The sequence below is a fragment of the Candidatus Cloacimonas sp. genome, assembly GCA_039680785.1.
Taxonomy (GTDB): domain Bacteria; phylum Cloacimonadota; class Cloacimonadia; order Cloacimonadales; family Cloacimonadaceae; genus Cloacimonas.
In genome coordinates, this window is record JBDKSF010000097.1 from 1 (window position 1) to 5,283 (window position 5,283).

Sequence of the window (5,283 nt, forward strand, 5' to 3'; positions counted from 1 at the left end):
TCCCAAACTCATCAATCCTCAGCCACCTACAAAAAACGGCAACCTGCCAATTCCAAAAAACTGGGATACTTTACAGGAACTGAATTTCAACTATCGTCTTCCGGCTAAACAACAATTTGGTATGCAATTTATGAATTTAACGCATAATGTTCAGCCCTTTGGTTCCCCCTATTCCCTTTCGGAAACGGCTTTTCAGGCAATCAACAAGTCCCCAGAATGGCTGCAGGCAGAACTTTCTTCCATTTTAGCACAACTGGAACCGGAAAAACAGTTGCTCTGGTCAAATCTGATTCTTTCCACGCAAGACCCTTATGTGGATGAAATTGCTTTTTGCATTGCTAATTCTTCACCTCAATATTTAAATTCAACCTTTGCTCTGCCGGAGCTCTTTACGGAAAATGCAACCGCTATCTATACTCTTGCCACAGAGCTTCCTTATGTGGAAATTGTGGATACGGGAAATTCCACTATGGGTGGAAATTATTATTCCACAACCAGTTACTTAAAAAAGAACACCAATGGAGAAGTGCAACAAGTTACCGTCCCTCAAGAGATCTATTATTGGTATATTGTTCATCCTAAGCTTACCGATGAAATAGCTGCCTACATCAATCCTACGGTTATAGAAAATAATTCTACCCATAATAATAACATAGCTACTCCCCCCACAGGCAAATTTTGGAGAACCTATCTTTATAACCTTCAGGAAGGTGACTATCCAGTTCTAAGCGATACCTTGGTTCAATGCCAAACACTTTTTAATCGTGATGGCACTGGAAATGATGCCATCCGTACAATTCAGTGGTGGATAAATCAACAGATGAGTTTCACTTCCAATAACGAAAGACCTCATCAACCAGTTAGAATTATCACCAAACATATTGGACGCTGTGGAGAATATGCCGATTTAACTGCCGCGGTAGCTCGTCTTGCCTTAATTCCCTGCACCAGTATAATTTCCATATCCACAGACCACACTTGGAACGAATTTTGGGATGAGAATTGGGTTGCTTGGGAACCGGTAAATGGCTATATAGATAATCCTTTGGTTTATGAAAACGGTTGGGGCAAGGTCTTTGGTAGCGTTATTGAAATTCGCTCCGATGGTTTATTGACTCCCGTAACGGATAGATATTCCGAAGGGCTTTGCCATATTACTATTCAGGTTGTTGACTCCAATCAGCACCCTGTGGACGGAGCCAGAGTTGTTATTGCCATTTTGGACGGTAGCAATGTTTTTGATTGTGATCAATATACCAATAATAACGGCATTGTAACTTTTACCGTGGGTGAAAGCAGAAATTATAGAGGCCGCACGGAAACTACTTTTGGCGTATTTCCTGCAATTGTAGGAACTTATACTCAATTAGTAGAAAATTCCATTGCTGGTGAAAACTATCAATTTATCTTTACTGTCCCAGCGGTTATGCCTGAACCTTCTTTGGAAGAACTTCCTCCTCCGGAAGACCCGATTCAGGATTTTCAGTTTGCCGTATCTTTCAGTAGTGATGGCTATTACATTACCGGCTACACTTTATGGGATGATATTTATTCTTTGGGAAGCCGTCCCTACCACTATAAATTGGTAGAAACACCTGCAGAAGCGAACTTTATGGTTTTGGATAGTGACAATTTACTACTTTGGCAACTGGATAATATCGGATCCGGCTATAGCCATTTAGGTCCCTCAACTCAGGCAAGTGGAACTTTCAGCATCCCTCTTGGTTCGGATTGGTATGCCATTATGGATAATTCTTATCAGCATCGCAATGCAGTTAAAATAAATGGCTCTTTACTTTTTCAGCATAACGGAACCCAAACTCAGGATGAACTTGCACCAGCTATCTTAACGAACCTTTCTGCGTATCCCAACCCCTTTAAAACAGAAGCTTCTTTGTCTTTTGAGTCCTCTAAAGATTGCCTGGCAGAAATTACCGTGTATAACCTGAAAGGACAAACTCTTCGAAGCTGGAAAGATGTATCTTTAAAATCTGGTTCCTGCAATATTTCCTGGGACGGAAAAGATAATAAAGGCCTATCTGTTCCTGCCGGAGTATATATCTGGAAAGTGCAAAGTGGCACGCAAACCCTTTCCAGCAAAATGCTTTTCCTGAAATAGAGTGTTTGTTTCACTTAATACCTAATTTTCCATTGGATAATTAGTTACGGTGAAACTTATTATCCTGTTCGTCTTTGCACCGGGTTAAAAACCCGTTGTTAATATGTGTCGCCCCGCTGGGACTTATATTCCAGCTAGATAAATTTTACGGCTGATCAAAGCCCGAAGAGCGATATAATCATAGCGAGGGTGGCGTAAGCCCCTCGGGAATTGAAATTGGCAAGATGAAGATGATGCATTTGTTAGTATATACTAACATAGATTGTGAGAAACGAGGACGATAAAATGTTCTCAAACAACCTGAGAAACAATGAGTTGGAATGGACACCAACATTTTGGACTCAACAAATCTGGAGGATTAAATGAGAACAAACAAAGTTACTATATTGATAGTACTAATTTGGTTGGTCACTATCGCATTGTATGCACAACAACCACACCTTGAGGTTACGATAAAGGATTCTTTGACTATTCCACACACATACGATTATGTGTTTCAACTTCCTAATGGTGATCTCCAGTTTTATAAACTACACTATGGAACTTCCACCCTGCAGATTAGTTCCTTTCAATATAATATTCAGATCAATCAAACTACACCCCTGGTGGATATTGGCACCGTTTCAGGGCTTGAGGGGATTACGAATTATGGGATGTATTGGAAATGGAGGTTTAATAGGTTATATCTTGTTCATGAACTGACTTCTGGAATTGCGGTTATTATGCTAAATCAAGGCCTTCTAACGAGCAGAGTAATTTCTGATGTTTCCGTGGATCAGGATTTTAATCTACGCACTATGACTGATATTGTTGCCGTAGATGCTATTGTTATTGCAGCAACAGATAGCTTAGTTTATTATAATATAATAGACGGCAACAGTGTAACATTACTCCAGGGCAATGCCTATTACTGTGTAATTGATCAGTACCCTGTGGTGCTTTCATTGCCTGATACCCATTTTCTATACGCAAAAGATGGAGTTTTTGGAGTACTTGAAGAAGTGTGGTTTATTTATGATTCGGCTGGAAATATCATCACAACCCAAGTTAGCACTGATGAGTCACTATTAAATAGCTATTTTGAAAAGGGATCTGGGTTTGAGCCCAAATCAATCTTCGGTAAATGGTATGTTCGTTATCCCGGGCTTCCAATGTCGAATGGTTGTCTTGAATGCTCTTTTCCCGAACCGGATTCTTTGCATTATTATTTCTTTGAGCCACCCTTAGCAATAGAGTGTTGGCTTGAGGATATCTCGCAATTTGGAGATAATGGAATCCTAAGATTGTATTTTGATGATTTGACTGAGCTGTTTTTCTTTTACTATAACAGGAGCCCATTAGAGCAATATCCTGATGTAATCTATTCTTCCTGTATTGGTCCCTACACTCCCACTATCACACCAGTTTCGGAAGACATTACTACTTTTTCTACTAGCCTTCCCAGTTCTATAGAAATATTGGCATTATGGACTTATGACTTTCCAGTTGTGCATCAGTTTTATTTTCCAGTAAGCACTAATGTGTCATATAGCTGTAAAGCTTTTTCTTACAACAAGACCCAGTTTATCATAAAAGACAACAAAATCTATAGTTTTGATGTTAGTGTATCCTGTTCCAATGATGAAGATTTAGCAGTTATAAATAACTGCGAGATTCAGATATTTCCCAATCCAATAATATCAGATCAGCATCTTACAATACGATCTAACTCTAAGAATAATAATGTTTTAGATATCTATAATCTTAAGGGGCAAAAGGTCAACACACTATATATGAAAGACATTAGAGAGATTGTTTGGGATTGTACAGATGATCAAGGTAATAAGCTTGCCGCAGGTTTATATATAGTAAATCAACGAGACAGGGGGACAAAACCCTTGAAATTTATGCTGATAAAATAGCATAAAGAGATATTATAAGATCGTTGCATATAAAGTGGACAAAATATGGTCTTAAATAGTTACTGGCAAAACAAATGGGGATATTAAAGTAGTTCCATAATTATTAAGGAGCTTATTATGGAAAAGCAAACTAAAGCCGATCAAGAGATTATAAACCGCTTAAGCTAATCAAAAGCACTTTCTGAAAGAAATAGATTTGATAATGGACTGGACTAAAATCAATAAAGTTCTCTCCAAGGTAGAAATTGGACGCGAATCTGTAGCTGGCAAAAACTAACACCGATGCTTGTTTTGACTTACAATTTTGCTCTACCCTCTCAGTAACCACATCCCTAAAATTGCACACATTTTCCAACGAATTATCATTGGTCCCTAACTTCAAAATTGTGAGTTAAAACAAGAAAAAAGTACATTGCCAACCGAGTTGTAGTTTTGGAAATTTGAAGAAATATTTTGGTTGGGATAGGTCTATCTATATGGGATTAAAGAAAACTGCAGATTATTTGTTGATGGGGGCAATTGCCTTTAATTTGAAACATAGTATAAAAATTTTACGAGCATAGTAGAGAAGGGGTTTGCCCGGATTACGGAAAAAGGGTAAAAATGAACAAAAAAGAGGATTTTTTGAAGGCATAATTGTAAAAAACAGATAATAAAGACCTATTTTCTTGATTATTTCTCCCCATCAGCCAAAATCATTGAGATAATGCCCTCGCTCCTAATTGTTCAATGGCTTTGTTAGTGTCTGTCGTCCCGCTGGGACTTTTTCCCATTCTTACACTTTGCACCGGGTTAAAACCCGTTGTTAATATGTATCGTCCCGCTGGGACTTTTTCCCATTCTTACACTTTGCACCGGGTTAAAACCCGTTGTTAATAAGTTTCGCCCTTTGAGTTAAAATCGGTGTTGTTTGTTGTCTGCCAAACATTTTTATCCTTTTCTCTATCTTTGCACAAGGTCACTAATAATCTCATAGAATATGCCGATTTTGACTTAACCCAACTTTACCATTTTGCTGTTTTTTTCATCTGTAAAAATCCATTTTAGGAGGATAAAGCAAACGTGCTAAATTGCATAACTGCTTAAATAGCAATGTGAAAGAAATATGCTGCCACTTGTGTAAACAGGCGAAAAAAGGGTAAAAACGGTCAATGTAGTGCCCACAAATAAAAGATTATATCTTGACAAAAATATGTGCTCTTTATCAATGACATTATGTTTATTAGAAAAACTGAAAAGAAAAGCAAGAAATCAAAAAAGGCA

Annotated in this window: 2 protein-coding genes; both read left to right on the forward strand. The window is 38.1% G+C overall.

All coding sequences use genetic code 11. The features are described from left to right. Positions 1-2,119, forward strand: a 2,119-nt coding sequence (locus tag ABFC98_07135; protein MEN6445800.1) for a transglutaminase domain-containing protein, incomplete at its 5' end; no start/stop codon positions are given. Between the two features lie 362 nt (positions 2,120-2,481). Further along, a complete protein-coding gene (locus tag ABFC98_07140; GenBank protein ID MEN6445801.1) occupies positions 2,482-4,020 on the forward strand; it encodes a hypothetical protein in 1,539 nt (512 codons plus the stop codon). Positions 4,021-5,283 lie beyond the last annotated feature (1,263 nt).